The 19,965-nt window shown below is 66.7% G+C and carries 16 protein-coding genes, 1 tRNA gene and 1 pseudogene; 1 reads left to right on the forward strand and 17 read right to left on the reverse strand.

Annotated features, from left to right (window positions below; all coding sequences use genetic code 11):
- Nucleotides 1–83: 83 nt before the first annotated feature.
- The 9 genes from ACZ42P_RS03015 to rnr form a co-directional block, all read right to left on the reverse strand.
- Entirely contained in the window at nucleotides 84–3,080 is a 2,997-nt protein-coding gene (locus ACZ42P_RS03015; RefSeq protein WP_464898627.1) for a motility hub landmark protein FimV, read from the reverse strand.
- Nucleotides 3,081–3,156: 76 nt separating this feature from the next.
- Nucleotides 3,157–4,191: an aspartate-semialdehyde dehydrogenase gene (locus ACZ42P_RS03020; protein WP_464898628.1), complete on the reverse strand. Its 1,035-nt coding sequence runs from the start codon at nucleotides 4,189–4,191 to the stop codon at nucleotides 3,157–3,159.
- A 60-nt stretch (nucleotides 4,192–4,251) separates the two neighbouring features.
- Nucleotides 4,252–5,361, reverse strand: coding sequence for an aspartate-semialdehyde dehydrogenase (asd, locus tag ACZ42P_RS03025; RefSeq protein WP_464899356.1), 1,110 nt, complete (start codon nucleotides 5,359–5,361; stop codon nucleotides 4,252–4,254).
- Between the two features lie 101 nt (nucleotides 5,362–5,462).
- A complete protein-coding gene (leuB, locus tag ACZ42P_RS03030; RefSeq protein ID WP_464898629.1) occupies nucleotides 5,463–6,524 on the reverse strand; it encodes a 3-isopropylmalate dehydrogenase in 1,062 nt (353 codons plus the stop codon).
- Between the two features lie 43 nt (nucleotides 6,525–6,567).
- Nucleotides 6,568–7,206: a 3-isopropylmalate dehydratase small subunit gene (gene leuD, locus ACZ42P_RS03035; RefSeq protein WP_464898630.1), complete on the reverse strand. Its 639-nt coding sequence runs from the start codon at nucleotides 7,204–7,206 to the stop codon at nucleotides 6,568–6,570.
- Entirely contained in the window at nucleotides 7,206–7,331 is a 126-nt protein-coding gene (locus ACZ42P_RS03040) for an entericidin A/B family lipoprotein (protein WP_464898631.1), read from the reverse strand. Before ACZ42P_RS03040 ends, leuD begins: the two co-directional genes overlap by 1 nt.
- Before the next feature lie 20 nt (nucleotides 7,332–7,351).
- Nucleotides 7,352–8,779: a 3-isopropylmalate dehydratase large subunit gene (leuC, locus tag ACZ42P_RS03045; RefSeq protein WP_464898632.1), complete on the reverse strand. Its 1,428-nt coding sequence runs from the start codon at nucleotides 8,777–8,779 to the stop codon at nucleotides 7,352–7,354.
- Between the two features lie 76 nt (nucleotides 8,780–8,855).
- The gene (gene rlmB / locus ACZ42P_RS03050) at nucleotides 8,856–9,596 is read right to left on the reverse strand and encodes a 23S rRNA (guanosine(2251)-2'-O)-methyltransferase RlmB (RefSeq protein WP_464898633.1); all 741 of its coding nucleotides are present in this window, start codon (nucleotides 9,594–9,596) and stop codon (nucleotides 8,856–8,858) included.
- The gene (rnr, locus tag ACZ42P_RS03055) at nucleotides 9,593–11,887 is read right to left on the reverse strand and encodes a ribonuclease R (RefSeq protein ID WP_464898634.1); all 2,295 of its coding nucleotides are present in this window, start codon (nucleotides 11,885–11,887) and stop codon (nucleotides 9,593–9,595) included. Before rnr ends, rlmB begins: the two co-directional genes overlap by 4 nt.
- Before the next feature lie 37 nt (nucleotides 11,888–11,924).
- On the opposite strand from rnr, the gene ACZ42P_RS03060 reads away from it, so the two are divergent.
- A tRNA-Leu gene (locus ACZ42P_RS03060) sits at nucleotides 11,925–12,011 on the forward strand.
- Between the two features lie 49 nt (nucleotides 12,012–12,060).
- On the opposite strand, the gene ACZ42P_RS03065 is transcribed toward ACZ42P_RS03060, so the two are convergent.
- From ACZ42P_RS03065 to der, 8 genes and pseudogenes are all read right to left on the reverse strand, one after another.
- Nucleotides 12,061–13,353: an adenylosuccinate synthase gene (locus tag ACZ42P_RS03065; RefSeq protein WP_464898635.1), complete on the reverse strand. Its 1,293-nt coding sequence runs from the start codon at nucleotides 13,351–13,353 to the stop codon at nucleotides 12,061–12,063.
- 31 nt (nucleotides 13,354–13,384) lie between these two features.
- Nucleotides 13,385–14,551 carry an ATP phosphoribosyltransferase regulatory subunit gene (locus ACZ42P_RS03070; RefSeq protein ID WP_464898636.1) on the reverse strand — a complete coding sequence of 389 codons (1,167 nt, stop codon included), beginning with the start codon at nucleotides 14,549–14,551 and terminating at the stop codon, nucleotides 13,385–13,387.
- A gap of 3 nt (nucleotides 14,552–14,554) precedes the next feature.
- On the reverse strand, nucleotides 14,555–14,740 hold the full coding sequence (locus ACZ42P_RS03075) for a DUF2065 domain-containing protein (protein WP_464898637.1): 186 nt from the start codon (nucleotides 14,738–14,740) through the stop codon (nucleotides 14,555–14,557).
- A 4-nt stretch (nucleotides 14,741–14,744) separates the two neighbouring features.
- Complete coding sequence (hflC, locus tag ACZ42P_RS03080) at nucleotides 14,745–15,623, reverse strand: protease modulator HflC (protein WP_464898638.1); 879 nt, start codon at nucleotides 15,621–15,623, stop codon at nucleotides 14,745–14,747.
- Nucleotides 15,623–16,789 (reverse strand): FtsH protease activity modulator HflK, encoded by a 1,167-nt coding sequence (gene hflK / locus ACZ42P_RS03085; protein WP_464898639.1) that lies wholly within the window; start codon nucleotides 16,787–16,789, stop codon nucleotides 15,623–15,625. Before hflK ends, hflC begins: the two co-directional genes overlap by 1 nt.
- A 45-nt stretch (nucleotides 16,790–16,834) precedes the next feature.
- A complete protein-coding gene (gene hflX, locus ACZ42P_RS03090) occupies nucleotides 16,835–17,965 on the reverse strand; it encodes a GTPase HflX (RefSeq protein WP_464898640.1) in 1,131 nt (376 codons plus the stop codon).
- 4 nt (nucleotides 17,966–17,969) lie between these two features.
- Entirely contained in the window at nucleotides 17,970–18,206 is a 237-nt protein-coding gene (gene hfq, locus ACZ42P_RS03095; protein WP_347308657.1) for an RNA chaperone Hfq, read from the reverse strand.
- 428 nt (nucleotides 18,207–18,634) lie between these two features.
- A pseudogene (gene der, locus ACZ42P_RS03100) lies at nucleotides 18,635–19,954 on the reverse strand (ribosome biogenesis GTPase Der); the annotation flags it as partial.
- Nucleotides 19,955–19,965 lie beyond the last annotated feature (11 nt).

Consider the following 19,965-nt stretch of genomic DNA (forward strand, 5'->3'; position numbering starts at 1 on the left):
GCGCCGGAATCGTCGCAGAAACAGATGGGAAAAACGCCCGGGGCCGCTTGCGCGGCCCCGGCCCGACGGAAGCGTTGGGAAGTTTACGCCAAACTGGCCAGCAGTTTCCGGGCGTCGGCCTGCTGTTCGGGACCCCCCTCCTGGATGACTTCCTCGAGGATCTCCCGCGCGCCTTCCCTGTCGCCCATCTCCATGTAGGCACGCGCCAGGTCGAGTTTGGTGGAGGCTTCCTCCCAGGTGTCGGGGACCGGCGTCTCACCCGGCGTGCCCGCCACCGTGACGGCCTCCTCCAGCGCCACACCCTCGGCCGCGGGGGCGGGCGCCTCCGCCAGCTCGCGCGCCATCTCGCCCGGCATTTCCAGCTCCAAACCGGACAGATCGAGCTCCGGCAGCAGAGCCTCGGTGGTGGGCTCGGCGGCCGGCGCCGCTTCGGTGGGCGTCTCGAATTCGAAGTTGAAGTCCAGCCCTTCCAGGGATTCTGCGGGGGCCTGCGCGGGCGTCTCGGCAGGAGCCTCAGCCAACGCCTGCCCGCCCGGCGCAGCCAGCTCACCCAGCTCCGGCAGTTCGAGGGACAGTTCCTCCCCGGCCGGTGCCTGACCTTCCTGTTTCTCCACCGCCTTGGGGATGATGGTGTCGAGATCGAAAGCCAGCCCCTGCTCGGCCTCGCTGGCTGGCGCGTTGCCGGCGGGCGCCGTCGCTTCCGCGGCAGCCTGCGCCAGTTCCGGGGCGGCGGTGTCCAGGTTGAACTCCAGCGGCACCTCCGTGGCGAGCCCGCCCGGCACGGTGGCCTGATCCAGGGGCATGCCGCCGGCCGTATCCAGATCGAGGGCGAAATCCAGCGGCGGCGCGCCGCCCTCTTGGGCAGGTGTTGCCGCTGCCGCCGCGGCGGTGGCGGCGGCAGCCGCCCCGGCCATGGCCGCGCCCGCCTGGCTGGTCGCCGGTGCACCGCTCGCGGCATACAGGGGATTGTCCGGATCCAGGCTGCGTCCCATTTCCGCCGCCTTCTCCCAGATCGGACCCTGACCCGCGGTGGCCGCGTAGAGTTCGCTCGCCACGGTCTCGAAGGCTTCCTTGTTGCGGCGGCCGAAATAGATCTCCAGAAGCTTGAGCTGCACCTCGTGGCGGCTGGGATCCTTGCTGATCGCTTCCTTGAGGATCTCCTCCGCCTGGGCGTCGCGCCCATAGGCCATGTACACCTCGGCCTCGGCGATGGGATCCACGTCATTGGTATCGATCGCGCCCATGCCCCCCTGGCTGAAATCCGTCAGGAAGGAGGTATCGCCGGTATCGATCTGACCGCCGCCCGTGTTGCCGAACACCGTGTTGGCCTTGAGATCGCCGCCGGTCATGATGGAATCCTCGAAGCTGGCGAGGCTCTTCTTGCGCCGCCGGCCCACGGCCCACAGGGCGGCAAGCAGGCCGCCGATGGCCACGGCCCCGCCCCCGGCCAGGTAGAGGGGGTTGCCGAGAAGCTCTTCGACGAAGGAAGGCTCGGGCACCGGTTCCACCACCCGGGGCGCCTTCTTCACCGGCTGCGGCTTGGGTGCGGGCGGCACCTGCGCAGGCTTGGGCGCCTCCGTGGGCGCGGCAGCCTCTTCGGCCTTGGGCGCTTCGGCAGGCTTGGCGGCTTCCGCGGGCGGGGCCGCTTCCGGCGCCTTCGCGACGGCTGCGGGCGCGGCGGCCTCGGGTTTGGCGGGTTCGGGTTTGGCCACCTCGGGTTTCGCGGCGGCGGCCTGTTTCTGCAACGCGGCGAGCTGCTGGTTCTGGGCCTCCAGCAGACGTTTCATGTCCTGGATGTTTTTCTCCAGGTCGGCGATGCGCGAATTGGCCTCCTTGAGTGCCTTGTCCTTGGCCGCCGCCTCTTCCTGGGCCGCATTGAGCTTCTCCTGGAGATCCTTGAGCTCGGCCCCGGCACGCGCGCCGGCTGCGGCTGCGCCCTTGCCGGCCTCGGGCGTTTCGCCCTTGGACAGCTTGAGCACGTCCCTGGGCCCTTCGGCAGCCTTGGGTGCCTTCTCTTCCACCTTGGCCGTGATCTTGCCGGATACCTCCTGGGCCGCTTCCGCGGGCTGGCTGGCTGCCGCAGCGGCGAGCTTCTGGCGATAGGCGTTCCAGTCCGCCGCGTGAGCCTTCACCTCCCGCACTGCCTCGTTGCGGCTGACGGCGCCCACCTCGGCCCCTTCGGGCACACGCAGGATCTGCCCGCTCTTGAGGCGGTTCATGTTGTTGCCCTCGAAGGCCGGGCGGTTGGCCTCGAACAGCGCCACCAGCATCTGTTCGAGACTGTAGCCTTCCGGTTTGAACTGCTGGGCGATCCGCGCCAGGGTGTCACCCGGCTTGACCTTGTAGGTCTTCGGTTCGGCGGCTGCCGGAGCCTGGGCGGCAGGCGCCGGCGCGGGCGCGACTTCACGCCCTTCGTCGAAACGGGGGAAGGTCTGCTCGGCCGGGGTGAGGCTTGGCTGGGCCCGGACCAGGACTTCCGGCTTGGGCTCGGGCTTCGGAGCTTCGGGCTTGCGGGCTTCGGCCGCGGGGGCAGCCTTCTGCGCCGCCTTTTGCGCCGGCCGGGTTGCGGGCGCGGGTTTCGGCACAGGCTCGGCCCTGGGCGGCACCACCGCCGGCTCCGCCGCGGGCGCGGCCACGCTGGGGGCGGTGACGGCGGCGACGGCCGGCCGCTCCTGCAGGCCCGGCGGATCCAGCAACAGGGTGTAATTGCGCAGCACGCGCCCGGCAGGCCATTCCAGCTGGACGAGCAGCTGCAGGAAGGGTTCGTTCACCGGCTGCAGGGAGGTGACCTTGAGGTAAGGCTGGCCATTGGGACGCTTTTCCACGGAAAAACGCAGGCCGGAAAGACCTTCCGCCCGGTCCAGTCCGGCCCGGCGGTATTCCTCGGCCGAGGCCAGCTTGGCGACCAGGAGATCCACCTCGTCCTTGGGCACGGCGATCAAATCGATTTCGGCGCGCAGGGGCTGGCCCAGTGCGGAAATCACCGTGATGTTGCCCAGTCCCGCGCCATGGGACGCCCAGGGCATGGTCAACAGCGCGCCCGCGATCAGCCAATGCTTTAGAGTATGTTTAGGTTTCATGCCACCCTCATGAATGTCCTGGCCGGGTTATCCACGGTAACATCAAATAGTTATGGATGCAAGCTGATGCACCACATTACATCAGCGGCAAATTCTGGAGATTCTGGATTAACTTTTCGGCAATCTGCACGCAATTGAGCGCAGCACCCTTGCGCATGTTGTCAACTACGGCCCAGTAGGTGATTCCTTTAGCATTTTCTGCAGCCGCGAGACGCACCCGGCCCACGAACACCGGATCGTTGGTGGCCGCTTCCACCACGGGCGTGGGACAGCCGCCGGGCTCCGGCCGGTCGTAGAGCACGATGCCCGGGGCCACGTCGAACAGGCGCTGGGCCGCCTCGCGGCTCAGGGGACGCTGGGTGCGCACCTGTGCCACCAGGGCATGGCCGTAGAACACGGGAACCCGCACGCAGGTGGCATCCATGGGCAGATCCGGCAGCTCCAGCAGGCGGCGCGTCTCCTCCATCAGCTTGCGCTCCTCCGTGGTGTAACCCGTGGCATCCTCACTGCCGATCTGGGGCAGAAGGTTGAAGGCAATCTGCTTGGGATACACCTCGCATTCCAGCGGGTTCTGGTTGAACAGGGCCATGGACTGGCGGGCGAGTTCCTCCACCGCCGCCCGCCCGGTACCGGAGACGGACTGGAAGGTCACCACCCGCACCGCCTCCAGTCCGAAGGCATCGCGCACCGGCTTGAGGGTGAGGGCCAGGAGGGTGGCGCAGGTATTGGGACTGGCAATGACGCCCCGCGGCGGCAGCGTGGCCAGGGCGTCCGGATTGATCTCCGGCACCACCAGGGGCACGTCCGGCTCGCGGCGGAAGGCTTCGCTGTCATCGATCACCAGACAGCCGGCCGCCGCGGCCCGCGGCACCTGCTCCCGGGCCGTCGCAGCATCGGTGCAGAAGAAGGCGAGGCGCACCCTGGCGAAATCGAATTCCGCGACATCGCCCACGCTGTAGTCGGTGCCCTTGAAGCTCACCGTCTCCCCGACGCCATCGCCCGTATCGAGCAGGTGCAGATCTTTGATCGGGAACGCCCGTTCTTCCAGGATTTCCAGCAGGGTCTCCCCCACCAGGGTGCGCGGGCCGACCACGCAAACGTCGTATTTCATGCTGATCCCCGCAAGGACACGCCCGGGGCGCACCACCCCGGGCGGGTGTGACGACAGGAATTACCGTTCCAGCAGGATGCGCACCATGCGGCGGAGGGGCTCGGCGGCGCCCCACAGGAGCTGGTCCCCGACGGTAAAGGCGGACAGGTACTGCGGTCCCATGTTGAGCTTGCGCAGCCGGCCCACGGGCACCGTCAGGGTACCGCTCACCGCGGCCGGCGTGAGCTCACGCATGGTGATCTCTCGCTCGTTGGGCACCACCTTCACCCAGGCATTGTGGGCGGCGATGATGTCGTGGATGTCGGCCAGGGGCACATCGCGTGTGAGCTTGATGGTGAGGGCCTGGCTGTGGCAGCGCATGGCGCCGATGCGCACGCACAGACCGTCGATGGGAATGGGATGGTCGCTGCGCCCAAGGATCTTGTTGCACTCCACCTGGGCCTTCCACTCCTCCCTGCTCTGGCCGCTTTCCAGCTGCGCGTCGATCCAGGGAATGAGCGAGCCCGCAAGGGGCACCGGCCAGGCATCCAGGGGATAGCGGTCGGAGCGCATGAAATCCGTCACCCTGCGGTCGATTTCCAGAATCGCCGACGCGGGATCGTCGAGCAGATCCTTTACCTCCTGGTGGATGGCCCCCATCTGCTGGATGAGTTCGCGCATGTTGCGCGCGCCCGCACCGGAGGCGGCCTGATAGGTCATGGGACTGATCCACTCCACCAGGCCCTGCTCGAACAGGCCGCCGATGGCCATCAGCATCAGCGAGACGGTGCAGTTGCCGCCCACATAGGTTTTAATGCCCCGTGCCAGGGCGGCGTCGATCACCCTCCGGTTGACCGGGTCGAGGATGATCACCGCGTCGTCCTGCATGCGCAGGGTGGAAGCGGCGTCGATCCAGTAGCCCTGCCAGCCGGCCGCACGCAGGCGGGGATAGACATCTTTGGTGTAGTCTCCTCCCTGGCAGGTGACGATGGCGTCCATGGCCTTCAGGGCAGCGAGATCCTGGGCGTCCTTGAGAGGCGGCACCTCCTTGCCCACGTCCGGACCCTTGCCACCCGGATTGGAGGTCGTGAAGAACACCGGCTCGATGAGTGCGAAGTCCTTCTCCTCCCGCATGCGCTGCATGAGTACCGAACCCACCATGCCGCGCCAGCCGACAAAGCCTACCTTCATCATGACTCGTTTCTCCTGAAATCGGATTCGCCGAAAGACACGGAAATCCCACCGGCCCGATCTGGGTTTGCGCTGGATCTCCGTGTAGCCATGGCAGTCCCTTACAGCGCGGCGACCACCGCGTCACCCATCGCGCTGCACGAGACCTTCTTCGTGCCCTCGGTATGGATGTCGGCCGTGCGCAAACCCTGGGCGAGCACCCTGCGCACCGCTTCCTCAACGCGACGCGCGGCGTCCTCCTGGTTCAGACTGTAGCGCAGCATCATGGCCACCGACAGGATGGTGGCCAGGGGATTGGCCACGTCCCGCCCGGCAATGTCCGGCGCCGAACCGTGGATGGGCTCGTAAAGCCCCTTGCCCTGGTCGTCCAGGGACGCAGAGGCCAGCATGCCAATGGAGCCGGTGAGCATGGCCGCCTCGTCCGAGAGGATGTCGCCGAAGATGTTGCCGGTGACGATCACGTCGAACTGCTTCGGATTCCTCACCAGCTGCATGGCGGCGTTGTCCACGTACATGTGGGACAGTTCCACCTCCGGGTAGTCGCGGGCAACCTCGGTCACCACCTGACGCCACAGTTCGGAGCACTCGAGGACGTTGGCCTTTTCCACCGAGCACAGCCTGCGGCTGCGCTTCATGGCGATGCCGAAGGCCACGTGGGCCACGCGGCGGATCTCCGACTCTGAATAGATCATGGTGTTGAAGCCGACCCGCTCGCCATTGCGCACCTCGATGCCCCGCGGCTGACCGAAATACACGTCACCCGTGAGCTCGCGCACGATCATCAGGTCGAGACCGGACACCACCTCGGGACGCAGGGTGGACGCCCCTACCAGTTCGGGATAGAGCACCGCCGGGCGCAGGTTGGCGAACAGGTTGAGTTCCTTGCGGATGCGCAGCAGGCCGCGCTCCGGACGCTTGTCCCGGGGCAGACTGTCGTATTGGGGACCGCCCACTGCACCCAGCAGCACCGCGTCCGCCTGTTTGGCAAGCTGGAGCGTGGCTTCCGGCAGCGGGTCCCCCGCCGCGTCATAACCGGCCCCGCCGATGGGTGCCTCCTCCAGTTCCAGGGCCAGGCCGTCGCGGGCCAGGGCCTGCATCACCTTCACCGCCTGGGCGACGATTTCCGGGCCGATGCCGTCGCCCGGTAGGACTGCGATCTTCATCGAAAAATCTCCCTAGCAGGCTGTGCCTTCCATGGCGCAGCCTTCAGCTGAACAGCCACGGCGCCTCGATCCTGCGCCGCTCCTCGTAGGCCCGGATCTTGTCCACGTGGCGCAGGGTCAGACCGATGTCGTCCAGCCCGTTGAGCAGGCAGTATTTGCGGAATTCGTCCACCTCGAAGCGGAAGACCTGACCGGACGGCGTGGTCACCGTCTGGGCCGCGAGATCGATGTCGAGGCGATAACCCTCCTGCGCCTCGGTCTCGCGAAACAGCTGGTCCACCACGGCCGCATCCAGCACGATGGGCAGCAGGCCATTCTTGAAACAGTTGTTGTAGAAGATGTCGGCGAAGCTGGGCGCGATGATGGCGCGGAAGCCGTAATCGAGCAGTGCCCAGGGCGCGTGTTCGCGGCTGGAGCCGCAGCCGAAGTTCTCCCGGGCAAGCAGGATCTGTGCGCCCTGATAGCGCGGCTGGTTGAGCACGAAATCCGGATTGAGAGGCCGCTTGGAATTGTCCATGCCCGGCTCGCCGTGGTCGAGATAGCGCCACTCGTCGAACAGGTTGGGCCCGAAACCCGTGCGCTTGATGGACTTCAGAAACTGCTTGGGAATGATGGCATCGGTGTCCACGTTGGCGCGGTCGAGGGGCGCCACCAGCCCGTTGAGACGCACGAAGGGTTCCACTACTTGGCCGCCTTCTCGATGATCTCGCCGCCCTTCTTGATGTCCTTGCCCATACCTTCGATGGTATTGCAGCCGGACAGGGACACCATCCCGAGTAGCAGGAACAGCAGGCTCAGCTTCTTCATGACAGGCTCTCCTCGATGAATCAGGCCGCGTCGCGGGGCGTTTCCATGAAGGTGCGCACGTCCACGAAGTGGCCGGCGATCGCCGCCGCCGCAGCCATGGCAGGACTCACCAGATGCGTGCGGCCGCCAGGTCCCTGGCGGCCCTCGAAATTGCGGTTGGAAGTGGAAGCGCAGCGCTCGCCGGGCTCCAGCCGGTCCGCGTTCATGGCCAGGCACATGGAGCAGCCGGGTTCACGCCATTCGAAGCCCGCCTCGATGAAGATGCGGTCCAGCCCTTCCGCTTCCGCCTGACGCTTCACCAGCCCGGAGCCCGGCACCACCATGGCAAGCTTGACGTTCCTGGCCACACGGCGCCCCCGGACCACGGCCGCCGCCGCGCGCAGGTCCTCGATGCGGGAATTGGTACAGGAACCGATGAACACCTTGTCGATGGCAATGTCCGTGATGGGCGTGCCCGGTTCCAGCCCCATGTAGGCAAGCGCCCGTTCCATGCTGGCGCGCTTGACGGGATCCGGTTCCTGCGCCGGATCCGGCACCCGACCGTCGATGGTGGTGACCATCTCCGGAGAGGTCCCCCAAGTGACCTGGGGCTTGATGGCACTGCCGTCGATTTCCACCACCTTGTCGAAGCGCGCATCCGGATCGCTCACCAGGGTGCGCCAGTAGGCCACCGCCCGCTCCCACATCTCGCCCTTGGGCGCGAAGGGCCGGCCGCGGAAATATTCGATGGTCTTGTCGTCCACCGCCACCATGCCGGCACGGGCCCCCGCCTCGATGGCCATGTTGCAAACGGTCATGCGTCCTTCCATGGACAGCTCGCGGATCGTGCTGCCGGCGAATTCGATGGCATAGCCCGTGCCACCCGCGGTGCCGATCCGGCCGATGATGGCCAGCACCACGTCCTTGGCACTGACGCCGGGGGCAAGCCTGCCTTCCACCTTCACCAGCATGGACTTGGATTTTTTCTGCAGCAGACACTGGGTGGCCAGCACATGCTCCACCTCGGACGTGCCGATGCCATGGGCGAGCGCCGCGAAGGCGCCGTGGGTGCTCGTGTGGGAATCGCCGCATACCACGGTCATGCCCGGCAGGGTGGCTCCCTGCTCCGGCCCCACCACGTGCACGATGCCCTGGCGCACGTCGTTCATCCTGAACTCGGTGATGCCGAACGTCTCGCAGTTCTTGTCCAGGGTTTCCACCTGCAGCGCGGACACGGGATCGGAAATGCCCGCGTCGCGGCGCGTGGTGGGCACGTTGTGATCGGCCACCGCCAGGTTGGCCTCCACCCGCCACGGTTTGCGGTGGTTGATGCGCAATCCCTCGAAGGCCTGCGGACTGGTCACCTCGTGCAGCAGATGACGGTCGATGTAGAGCAGCGTGGTGCCGTCTTCCTCGACGTGCACCACGTGGGCATCCCAAAGCTTGTCGTAGAGGGTCTTGCCACCCATGCGTCACCCGAAAGCGCGGAAAATTCGGAATTATACCGGACTGCCGCAGCCTCGGGGCGGCCCGGGAGGAGTTTGCTCAGGCGGCGTGGCGCTGGCGCCGGGTTTCGTACAGGCAGATGCCGGCCGCCACCGAGACGTTGAGGCTTTCCACTGTGCCGAACATGGGAATGCGCACCAGCTCGTCGCACAGCTCCCGCGTGAGGCGGCGCAGCCCCTCGCCTTCCGCGCCCAGCACCCAGGCCAGCGGGCCGGCGAGACGTGTCTGGAACAGGTCCTGCTCCGCCTCCCCCGCCGCGCCCAGCAGCCAGACCCCCTGGTCCTTGAGCTCGCGCAGGCTGCGGGCGAGATTGGTGACCGGGATGAAAGGCACGGTCTCGGCGGCGCCGCTGGCCACCTTGCGCACGGTGGCATTGAGGCCCACGGCGCGGTCCCGGGGCGCCACCACGGCATGGGCGCCCATGGCATCGGCCACGCGCAGGCAGGCGCCCAGATTGTGGGGATCCTGCACGCCGTCCAGAACGAGAAGCAGCGCGGGCTCCGTGAGGTTGGCCAGCACGTCGTCCAGATGCACCGGCAGCGGCACCGGCCGCGCCCGCGCCAGCACACCCTGATGGGACGCCCGCCCCGCCATGCCATCGAGGCGCGCCCGTTCCACCAGAATCACCCGCACCCCGGCCTGCCGGGCGGACGCCAGCAGGGCCTGGGCGCGCTTGTCCTGGCGCGCCTCATCGAGATAGATCTCCTGGATACTGGCCGGATGGGCACGCAGCCGGCTCGACACGGCATGGAAGCCATAGATGAGGGAAGTCTGGCTCATGAACCGCGGCGCCTGCGTTTCTGCCGGGCTTCACCGCCCGCGGGCCCGCCCTGGCGGGATTCGGCACGGCCGCGGCCTTTGCCGCTACGCGCCCTGCCCTCGCCCCCGGCCTCGATACCGGTATCCACGGGCACGAAGTCGATGCGGCTGGTTTCCAGGCTGACACGGGCCACGCGCACGCGCAGCCGGTCGGCCAGGCGGTACACCTTGTGGGTGCGTTCGCCGATGAGCCGGTGCTGGGCGGCGTCGAAGGTGAAATAGTCGTTGCCCAGCTCGGACACGTGCACCATGCCCTCCACGTACACGCCATCGAGGGCGACGAACAGGCCGAAGCTGGTGACACCGCTGATGGTGCCCTCGAACTCCTCGCCGATCTTGTCCTGCATGTAGTAGCACTTGAGCCACTGTTCCACGTCGCGGGTGGCCTCGTCGGCGCGCCGCTCCGTCATGGAACAGTGCATGCCCAGCTCGTGCCAGTCGCCGGGCTGGTACTGCCGACCCGCCAGCACGGCCTTGATGGCACGGTGGATGAGCAGATCGGGATAGCGCCGGATGGGCGAGGTGAAATGGGTGTAGGACTCGTAGGCCAGGCCGAAATGCCCGACGTTGTCGGGACTGTACACCGCCTGTTGCAGGGAGCGCAGCATGACGGTCTGCAAAAGCTGGGCGTCGGGCCGGCCCTTGATCTTCTCGAGCAGTTTCGCGTAGTCCTTGGCATGGGGATGGTCGCCGCCGCCCAGGGTGAGGCCGAAACTCTTCAGGAATTCCCGCAGGGCCTCCAGCTTCTCCGGCGTCGGCCCTTCATGGATGCGGTAGAGGGCGGGGTGCTTGTGGCGCTGGAGAAAATCTGACGCACACACGTTGGCCGCCAGCATGCACTCCTCGATCAGACGGTGGGCGTCGTTGCGTTCCACCGGCACGATGCGTTCGATCTTGCCCTGGTCGTTGAAGATCATCTGGGTCTCGATGGTCTCGAAGTCGATCGCGCCGCGCTTGGCGCGCGCCTTGGCCAGCACCTGGTAGAGCTTGTGCAGGTTCTGCAGATGGGGCAGCACCTGGGCATGGTTGCGGGCGGTCTCGCCCCGGGGATGCTGCAGCATGTCCCACACCTGGTTGTAGGTGAGCCGGGCATGGGAGTGCATCACCCCGGGATAGAAGCGGTATTTTTTGATCTCGCCGCTGCCGCTGATCTCCATGTCGCACACCATGCACAGCCGGTCCACCTGGGGATTGATGGAGCACAGGCCGTTGGAGAGCACCTCGGGCAACATGGGGATGACGCGGCGCGGGAAGTACACCGAGTTGCCGCGGTTTAGCGCCTCCCGGTCCAGGGGGTCGCCGTGCTGCACATAGTGGCTGACATCGGCGATGGCCACCACCAGCCGCCAGCCGCGCCAGCGTTTCTGGCAATACACGGCATCGTCGAAATCGCGCGCGGTCTCGCCGTCGATGGTCACCAGGGGCAGGTCGCGGATGTCCTCGCGGCCGGCGAGATCCTCCTTGCGCACACCCTTGGGAAATTTTTTGCACAGGCGCTCGATCTCCCGGGAGAATTCGTAGGGCAGATTGTGTTTGCGCACGGCGATCTCGATTTCCATGCCCGGATCGCCATAGTCGCCCAGGACCTCGACGATGCGGCCGATGGGCTGGCCGTAGCGCGACGGCTGTTCCGTGAGCTCGATCACCACCACCTGGCCGGGCTTGGCCTTGCCGGCGCCCTTCGGCTCCACCAGGATATCCTGGGTGATGCGCTTGTTTTCGGGCACCACGAACAGGATGCCGCGCTCGGCCATGAGGCGGCCCACGACGCGCTTGTTGGCACGCTCCAGCACCTCCACCACGGTGCCCTCTGGGCGGCCGCGGCGATCCGTGCCCGTGACGCGCACCATCACCAGGTCGCCGTGCATCACCCCCTGCATTTCCCGGGGCGAGAGGAAGACGTCCTCCCCGCCGGCTTCCGGCACCACGAAGCCGAAGCCATCGGGGTGGCCCTGCACCCGGCCCTTGATCAGGTTGAGCTTGTCCACCATGCACAGCGCCCCCTTGCGGTTGCGCATGAGCTGGCCCTGACGCTCCATGGCGTCGATGCGCCGCGCGAAAATGTCCATCTCGTCGGGCTGGATGCCCATCAGCCGGGCGAACGCCTCGAACGGAATGGGGACGCCGTGTTCCTCCAGCTTCTGCAGGATGTATTCGCGGCTGGGAAGGGGATGACCGTACTTTTCCTTCTCCCGCTCGTAATAGGGATCGGCCAGACGCACGGCCGGCAGTTTTGCGGGCTTCTTCTTCATTGACATCGGTCTCTTTTTCATTACAATTGCGACTCTTGCCCAGGTGGCGGAATTGGTAGACGCACTAGGTTCAGGTCCTAGCGGTGGCAACACTGTGGAGGTTCGAGTCCTCTCCTGGGCACCAAAACACGAAGGGCGGTTGGTTCACCAACCGCCCTTTTTCTTTGCCGGCATCAGTCGTAGGGATGACGCAGGACGATGGTCTCCTCCCGGTCCGGCCCGGTGGAGATGATATCCACCGGCACTTCACACAGTTCTTCCATGCGCTTCAGATAATTGCGCGCCGCAGCCGGCAGGTCCTGGTAGCGGCGGATGCCCACCGTGCTCTCCTTCCAGCCCGGCATTTCCTCATAAATCGGCTCGCATTCCGCCAGCGTCTCGGCGCCCACCGGCAGGATGTCGCTGGTGCCGCCCGGCAGGCGGTAGCCCACGCACAGGCGCAGGGTTTCCATGCCATCCAGCACGTCCAGCTTGGTCACGCACAGCCCGGACACGCCGTTGATCTGGATCGAACGCTTGAGTGCGGCGGCATCGAACCAGCCGCAGCGGCGCGCGCGCCCCGTGGTGGAGCCGAATTCGTGGCCCCGCTCCGCCAGATGACGCCCCGCCTCGTCGAACAGCTCCGTGGGGAAAGGACCGGAACCCACGCGTGTGGTGTAGGCCTTGGTGATGCCCAGCACGTAATGCAGGGTGTGGGGACCGACACCAGCGCCGGTGGCGGCGCCCCCCGCGGTGCAGTTGGAGGAGGTGACATAGGGATAGGTCCCGTGGTCGATGTCCAGCAGCGTGCCCTGGGCGCCTTCGAACAGCAGGTTCTGCCCGGCCCTGTTGGCCTCGTAGAGCAGGCGCGGCACGTCGCCCACCATGGGCCGCATGCGCTCGGCCAGCGCCATGGTCTCGTCCAGGGTCTGCTGGAAGGACACGGTGGGCGCGTGGTAGTAGTTCTTCAGCATGAAGTTGTGCAGATCCAGCACCTCGCCCAGCTTGGCCGCGAACAGGTCGCGGTGGAACAGATCCTTCATGCGGATGGCGCGGCGCGCCACCTTGTCCTCATAGGCGGGGCCGATGCCGCGCCCGGTGGTGCCGATCTTGGCCGCACCCTTGGCCGCCTCGCGGGCATGGTCCAATGCCACATGGTGGGGCAGGATCAGGGGGCAGGCTTCCGAAATGGTGAGCCGGCTCACCACGTCGATGCCCGCCCGCTCCAGCATGTCCACTTCCTCCATCAGCGCCTGGGGCGAGACCACCACACCGTTGCCGATGTAGCAGCGCACGTTCTCGCGCAGGATGCCGGAGGGAATGAGGTGCAGCACGGTTTTCCTGCCACCCACCACCAGGGTGTGGCCGGCGTTGTGCCCCCCCTGGAAACGCACCACCCCCTGGGCCCGATCGGTCAGCCAGTCCACGATCTTGCCCTTGCCTTCGTCACCCCACTGGGTGCCGATCACCACCACGTTTCTCGTCATGAGCGCCTGTCCTCTCCCTGTTTCATCGATGTCATGCGTCGCGTGCCAGGGCCACCACCTGCCAGCCCCCCTCGCGGGCCACCAGCTGGCGGTCGCAACCCGATTCGGCACGGTGTGCTTCCTGCCCCGGCAATTCCACCACCACCACCTCGCCCGCCGCGCGCAGTTCCTCGATGCGTGCCCGCAGCGCCGGGTCCCCGCCCCAGGGGGCGAGGATGGCGCCGCGCAGCGCGGGCGCGGGCAGCAGGGGCAGCAGGTTGCGCAGATCCATGGAAAAGCCGGTGGCGCTGCGCGCGCGGCCGAACACCCTGCCGGCGCCGTCGTAGCGTCCCCCCTGGGCCACGGCGCGCGGGCATTGGCGCAGGTAGGCCGCGAACACCACGCCGCTGTGATAGTGGTAGCCGCGCAGTTCGGCCAGATCGAAATGGAGCGCCGTGCCCTCCTCCTGCAGGGCATCGGCCAGGGTCTGCAGGGCATCCAGGGCCGCGCCGATTTCCGGGTAGGCCGGCAGCCGTTTCGCGGCCTCCTCAAGGATCGCGCGGGGGCCGTAGAGATTGGGCAGCACCTGCAGGGCATCGCGGATCTCCCCCGGCAGATCCGCCGCCAGTTCGCGCAGGGTGGGCACGTCCTTCATCTGGAGTGCCTGGAACAGATCCGCCTCCCGCTCCCCGTCGAGACCCGCGCGGCGCGCCAGGGCCCGGAAGATGCCCACGTGGCCCAGGGCCAGCAGCACACCGGAAAGCTTGAGCCGCGCCAGCAGCGCAAGCATCAGGCGCTGGATTTCCAGATCGGCTTCCAGCCCAGCGTGGCCGAACAGTTCGGCGCCCACCTGGAAGGGCTCGCGACTCTCGTCCACCGCCGCGGGGCGCGTGTGGAGCACGCTGCCCGCATAGCACAGGCGGGTCACACCCTGGCGGTTGAGCAGATGCGCATCGATGCGCGCCGCCTGGGGCGTGATGTCGGCACGCACCCCCAGCGGGCGCCCGCTCAACTGGTCCACCAGGCTGAAGGTGTCTAGGCGCATGTCCCGCCCGGTGCCGGTGAGGAGCGACTCCAGGAATTCGATCAGGGGCGGCTGGATCAGCTGGTAGCCGTGGCTGGCGAACAGATCCAGGGCGGTGCGCCGTGCCTGCTCCAGCTGCCAGGCCTGGGGCGGCAGAAGGTCCTCGATGTTCTCGGGCAGCAGCCAGGTATGCATGGTTCAGGCGGCGAGCCAGGTGAGCGCGAGACCGATCAGCATGGACAACAGGCCCATGAAGCGCAGCTGGCCGTCGCTCAGGGCCGTAAGGCGGCGGAAGGCGTCACGCCAGAGGCCCGGGGCGGCGAAGGGCAGCACCCCCTCCAGCACCAGCATCAGCCCCACGGCCATGAGCAGACTCACTCCCATGGCCCTACTTGGCGCCCCGGCCGGGGTTCCTGAAGTACTTGAAGAACTCGGAGTTGGGATCCAGCACCAGGATGTCGCTGCGGTTCTTGAAGCTCTCCCGGTAGGCATCCAGGCTGCGGTAGAAGGCGTAGAACTCCGGGTTGAGGGAATAGGCCTGGGCATAGATGGCGGCGGCCTTGGCATCGCCCTCGCCCTTGATGCGCTGGGCATCGCGATAGGCCTCGGAGATGATGATCTGGCGCTGCTTGTCGGCGTCCGCCTGGATCTTTTCCTTTTCCGCCGCGCCGGTGGATCGGCGCTCGTTGGCCACGCGCACCCGCTCCTGCCGCATCTGCTCGTACACCGAATCGGCCACCTTTTCCGAATAGTCGACGCGCTTGAGCCGCACGTCCACCACCTGGATGCCCAGGGCTCGCGCCTCACGGTCCACGTTGGCGCGCAGGCTCTCCATCACCTGTTCCCGCTGGCCGGAGACCACGTCATCCACGGTACGCTTGTTGAATTCCGCACGCAGACCGTCGCGCACCAGCTGCAGCAGGCGCGCCTCGGCGCTCTTCTCGTCGGCGCGCACGCTCACGTAGTACTGGCGGGCGTCGGCCACGCGCCACTTGACAAAGGAATCCACCAGCATGTTGATCTTTTCCGCCGTGATGATGAGGTCGGAATCCGGCGTATCCAGCGTGCGCACCCGCCGGTCCACGTAGATCACGTTCTGCACCAGGGGCGCCTTGAAGTACAGGCCGGGCTGCGTCCTGACGGAGACGATCTCGCCCAGCTGGAGCACCAGCGCATTCTGGCGCTGGTCCACGGTGAACAGGGTGAAGCTCGCGAGCACGAGCAGGACCAGTCCCGCGACGAGCAAGGTTGCGGCATTGGGCTTCATCAGCGGCCCTCCCGGTTGCGCAGCAGTTCACGCATGCGGGTGTCGTCCGCGGTGGCGCGGGGCGCCTCCGGCGTGGCGGCAGGTTTGGACGCCGTCGTGGCAGCCTCGGGCGCGGCCTGCTGCATGAGCTTGTCCAGGGGCAGATAAAGCAGACTGCCGCCGGATTTCTGGTCCACCACGATTTTCGTGGTGTTGCTGAGGATCTGCTGCATGGCCTCGAGATAGAGCCGGTCACGGGTCACGGCGGGCGCCTTGTTGTATTCCGCCACCAGGGCGCGGAAGCGTGCCGCATCGCCCTCGGCATTGGCGATCACACTCTGGCGGTAGCCTTCCGCCTCCTGCAGCAGGCGCGCGGCGGTACCCTTGGCCTTGGGAATCACGTCGTTGGCGTAGGCCTCGCCCTCGCTGCGCATCCGCTTGCGGTCCTGATCGGCGCGGTTGGCATCGTCGAACGCCGCCTGCACCTGCTCGGGCGGCTGGACCTGGCTGATGGTCACGTTCTGCACCGTGATGCCGGACTGATAACGCTCCAGCATCTGCTGGATGAGCTCGCCCGCCTTGTTGGCCACCTGCGTGCTTTCATACAGCACCGAGTCGATCTTGGTCTTGCCCACCACTTCCCGCATGGCGCTTTCCGCGATCTGGCGCACGTAGGCCTGATCGTCGCCGATCTGGTTGTTGAACAGGAACTGCCGGGGATCCGTCACGCGATACTGCACCGCGAACAGCACGTTGACGATGCTCTTGTCGCCGGTGAGCATGGTCGCCTCGTGGGCCTGTCTGTTCTGCACGTTCTGGCGGTAGCCGATCTCGGTGATGCGGTTGCCCTCGACATCGACGATCTCCACTGTCTCGATGGGATAGGGCAGATGCCAGCGCGGTCCCGGCATGGTGAGCTCGACGAACTTGCCGAAGCGCAGTACCACGCCCCGCTCGCGCGCATTGACGATGTAAAAACCGCTGCCCAGCCAGATCGCCAGGATCAGGGCGATGAGCAGGGGCGCGCCCCGGAAGCCCGGCTGGCCCGTTTCCCCGGCAGGGGGGCGCCCGCCGCCCTTGCCGCCGAACATGCGGTTCAGCCGGGCGTTGAAATTGCGCCAGAGTTCATCCAGATCCGGCGGACCGCCAGTCGTTTTCTTGCCCCAGTCGGGGTCGTTCCAGGCCATGCAGATTCCAGTGCAGATGCTCGTGAGGGATGGATCGGGGACGCTCTAGCACGCGGCTTCCGCCCGCGCCTCGGGGCGGGCCGCCGCGGCCGCCTCGGCGATGGCCAGCCGCAGGCCATCCAGGCCCGCGCCCGTGTGGGCGCTGAGCCAAACGCGCGAAATCTTACCACACTCGTCCCGCTCGACGCCCGGCGCCAGGCCGCGCGCATCGATCTTGTTGTACACCAGGATCTGGGGGATGTCCTGGGCGCCGATCTCGGCCAGCACGGCATTGACCTGTTCGATGCGTTCGTCGCGCACCGGCGAGGCCGCGTCCACCACGTGCAGCAGCAGGTCGGCCTGCACCGCTTCTTCCAGGGTGGCGCGGAAGGCCTCGATCAGGGTGTGGGGCAGCCGTTTGATGAAGCCCACCGTATCCGACAGCACCACCGGACCGACCTCCGGCAGGAACAGGCGGCGCGATGTCGTGTCCAGGGTGGCGAACAACTGGTCCGCGGCGTAGGCGCGGGCGTGGGTCAGACGGTTGAACAGGGTGGACTTGCCGGCGTTGGTATAGCCCACCACGGACACCGAAAACACCTCACGCCGGCCCCGGGCGCGGCGCTGGGTCTGCCGCTGGCGGCCCAGCCGCGCCAGCCGCTCCTTGAGCAGTTTCACCCGCTTGGCGAGCAGCCGGCGGTCGGTTTCCAGCTGCGTCTCGCCGGGACCGCGCAGGCCGATGCCGCCCTTCTGCCGTTCCAGGTGGGTCCAGCCGCGCACCAGGCGGGTGGTCAGGTATTCCAGCTGGGCGAGCTCCACCTGCAGCTTGCCCTCGTGGGACTGGGCGCGCTGGGCGAAGATGTCCAGGATCAGGCTGGTGCGATCGATCACCCGGCACTTGAGCCGGCCTTCCAGATTGCGCTGCTGGCCCGGGGAGAGTTCGTGATTGAAGATCACCACGTCCGCGCCCGTCTGCGCCACGCGCTCCGCAATCTCCTCCACCTTGCCGCTGCCGGCGAACAGCGCGGCGTCCGGGCGGCTGCGCCGCCCGGTCACCACGGCCAGGGGCATGGCCCGCGCGCTTTCGGTCAGGCGGCGCAGTTCCTCAAGGCTTTCTGCCTCGTCAGGGTCACCGAAGTCGATGCTGACCAGCACCGCCCGGTTGAGGGACGGTGCGGTCGCGGGAACGGACGCCAATCCTTCAGGCGTCGGGGGCATCGTGGGAAATGTGCACCGGACGGGTGGGAACCACGGTGGAGATGGCGTGCTTGTACACCATCTGGGTCACGGTGTTCTTGAGCAGCACTACGTACTGGTCGAAGGATTCGATCTGGCCCTGCAGCTTGATGCCGTTCACGAGGTAGATCGAGACCGGGATATGCTCTTTGCGTAAAGTGTTCAGAAACGGGTCTTGTAACAATTGCCCTTTGCCGCTCATGGCTACTCCAATGCTTTGTTGTCTGGTTTCCAGATCCGGCCTCCCGGGATTCGCGCCGGCGCGTCCCCGGGAACCCCCCGTGGTCACATGATAGAACAAAAGCCGTGACCTGCCTAAAATCGGGCCGTTTCCGGCCGTTTCAAGCACACGTGTGACGCTTTTGTGCTGCCCGGAGTTCCGGGTCCGAGCCCGAAAATGCCCGGATGGCTGAAAACACGCCTGGAAAAACATGCAGCACGCCCAAGGCGGGCTGGGGCAAATCGCTGTGCGCCCCGGCAATTTCCTTGATGAGTGCCTCATGACGGGGGACGGCCCGCAGCACGGACACCCGCCTTTTCCCCAGGCCGTCAGTCGCGCCCGAATTTCTTTTTGAGATAGCGCCGGTGGCGGCGTTTCTTGGCTTCCTGACGTTTGGTGAGGGGCGCGGGCTTCTTTTCCGCGTAGGGGTTGTGCCCCTGCCGGAATTCCACCCGCAGCGGTGTGCCGCGCAGTGCAAAGGCCTCGCGGAAGGTGTTTTCCAGATAGCGCCGGTAACTGTCGGGAATGGCCAGGACATTGGTGCCGTGAATGACGATCACCGGCGGATTGGTCCCACCCTGATGGGCATAGCGCAGCTTGGGACGGAACTGTCCGGCGCGAGGCGGTGCATGGGCCAGCACCGCCTCCTGGAGCACGCGCGTGACCTGGGGCGTGGGCAGTTTTGCCATGGCCGCGGCATAGGCTTCGTCGATGGACCTGAACAGCGCCGCGAGCCCCGTCCCCTGCAGGGCCGAGAGGTAATGCACGCGCGCGAAGGAAAGAAACGCCAGGCGATGGGCCACTTCCCGTTTCACCTGCTCCCGCCGATAGTCGTCCAGACCATCCCACTTGTTGACCGCCACCACGACCGCCTTGCCCGCTTCCAGCACGAACCCGGCGAGATGGGCATCCTGGTCGGAAATGTCCTGGCGCGCATCCAGCACCAGCACCACCACATTGGCGTCCTCAATGGCCTGCAAGGTCTTGATCACCGAGAATTTCTCGATGGCCTCGAACACGCGGCCCTTGCGCCGCACGCCCGCGGTGTCTATCAGGGTGTAGTGCCGGTCGTTGCGGGTGAAGTCCACGTAGATGCTGTCCCGCGTCGTGCCCGGCTGGTCGAAGGCGATCACGCGCTCTTCCCCCAGCAGACTGTTGAGCAGCGTGGACTTGCCCACGTTGGGCCGACCGATGATGGCGATCTTGGGGTGCTCGGGCGGGGATGCCTCCTCTTGGTCCGGGAAGGGCTCCAGCACGATCTCCATCAGCTCGCGCACGCCGTCGCCGTGACTGGCGGAAATGGGCAGCGGATCACCGAATCCCAGCTCGTGGAATTCCGCCGCCACGGTGGTACGGTCCATACCCTCCGCCTTGTTCACCGCGAGATACACCGGGCGGCCGGCGCGGCGCAGCGTCTCGGCGATGGTCTTGTCCTGATTGGTGAGGCCCTGGCGCGCATCCACCAGGAACACCACCGCATCCGCCTCATCCACCGCGAGCAGGGTCTGGCGCGCCATCTCGTGCAGGATGCCGTCTTTGGCCACCGGTTCGAAGCCACCCGTGTCCACCACCAGATAGGGCTTGTCGCCGACGCGCCCGTGGCCATAGTGGCGGTCGCGGGTGAGGCCCGGCAGATCGGCCACCAGCGCGGCGCGGGAACGGGTGAGCCGGTTGAACAGCGTGGACTTGCCCACGTTGGGCCGCCCGACGAGGACGATGGTGGGTTTCATGACGGGGCGGC

It is taken from the genome of Thiobacter subterraneus, from assembly GCF_055379455.1.

Coding starts and splice junctions, on each gene's coding strand:
- rlmB (WP_464898633.1), bottom strand. CDS start 9,596: ATGAGCCAGACTTCCCTCATCTATGGCTTCCATGCCGTGTCGAGCCGG.
- ACZ42P_RS03015 (WP_464898627.1), bottom strand. CDS start 3,080: ATGAAACCTAAACATACTCTAAAGCATTGGCTGATCGCGGGCGCGCTG.
- leuB (WP_464898629.1), bottom strand. CDS start 6,524: ATGAAGATCGCAGTCCTACCGGGCGACGGCATCGGCCCGGAAATCGTC.
- rnr (WP_464898634.1), bottom strand. CDS start 11,887: ATGAAGAAGAAGCCCGCAAAACTGCCGGCCGTGCGTCTGGCCGATCCC.
- hfq (WP_347308657.1), bottom strand. CDS start 18,206: ATGAGCGGCAAAGGGCAATTGTTACAAGACCCGTTTCTGAACACTTTA.
- asd (WP_464899356.1), bottom strand. CDS start 5,361: ATGAAGGTAGGCTTTGTCGGCTGGCGCGGCATGGTGGGTTCGGTACTC.
- hflC (WP_464898638.1), bottom strand. CDS start 15,623: ATGAAGCCCAATGCCGCAACCTTGCTCGTCGCGGGACTGGTCCTGCTC.
- hflK (WP_464898639.1), bottom strand. CDS start 16,789: ATGGCCTGGAACGACCCCGACTGGGGCAAGAAAACGACTGGCGGTCCG.
- ACZ42P_RS03070 (WP_464898636.1), bottom strand. CDS start 14,551: ATGCATACCTGGCTGCTGCCCGAGAACATCGAGGACCTTCTGCCGCCC.
- leuC (WP_464898632.1), bottom strand. CDS start 8,779: ATGGGTGGCAAGACCCTCTACGACAAGCTTTGGGATGCCCACGTGGTG.
- ACZ42P_RS03075 (WP_464898637.1), bottom strand. CDS start 14,740: ATGGGAGTGAGTCTGCTCATGGCCGTGGGGCTGATGCTGGTGCTGGAG.
- ACZ42P_RS03040 (WP_464898631.1), bottom strand. CDS start 7,331: ATGAAGAAGCTGAGCCTGCTGTTCCTGCTACTCGGGATGGTGTCCCTG.
- ACZ42P_RS03020 (WP_464898628.1), bottom strand. CDS start 4,191: ATGAAATACGACGTTTGCGTGGTCGGCCCGCGCACCCTGGTGGGGGAG.
- ACZ42P_RS03065 (WP_464898635.1), bottom strand. CDS start 13,353: ATGACGAGAAACGTGGTGGTGATCGGCACCCAGTGGGGTGACGAAGGC.